Source organism: Rhizobium ecuadorense, from assembly GCF_001187535.1.
GTDB lineage: Bacteria > Pseudomonadota > Alphaproteobacteria > Rhizobiales > Rhizobiaceae > Rhizobium > Rhizobium ecuadorense.
In genome coordinates this window covers 1-397 of sequence record NZ_LFIO01001859.1, presented here as the reverse complement: position 1 = coordinate 397, position 397 = coordinate 1, and the positions used below count along the sequence as shown (strand labels likewise).

At 56.7% G+C, this 397-nt stretch carries 1 protein-coding gene; it reads right to left on the bottom strand.

Translation table 11 applies throughout. The features are described 5' to 3' along the window. Positions 1-104 precede the first annotated feature (104 nt). Positions 105-397, bottom strand: a 293-nt coding sequence (locus AF337_RS39085; RefSeq protein ID WP_244471388.1) for a transposase domain-containing protein, incomplete at its 5' end; no start/stop codon positions are given.

The window sequence follows — 397 nt, the reverse complement described above, 5'->3', positions numbered from 1 at the left end:
ATGAACCGCTCCCTCAACCCACTAACCTGAGGTGGCACCATGTCAAAAGTCGTGTCAGAAAACCCGTTGGAGGATCATATCCGCCGGGTCCGCCAAGATGATGGTTACGTTTTGCAATGGAGCGTCGAGTATCTCCACGGAAGAAGGCAATCGATCCGCCTTTGCTCATGGCCTTTAGCGATGGCGGTGAGGGTGCTGGTTAAATACGCAAGCGGATCGACGTCATTTAAGTTGCTCGTCTCGATGAGCGAGGCGATGGTCGCCCAGTTGTCGGCTCCCGCATCGTGGCCCGCAAAGAGTGCGTTCTTCCGGGCCAGCACGATCCCGCTGTCATCCCAGTAGATTAGCAGTGACCGCGCCGACGAGCACATTTCCGAAGACGCCGCTCCAACAATCC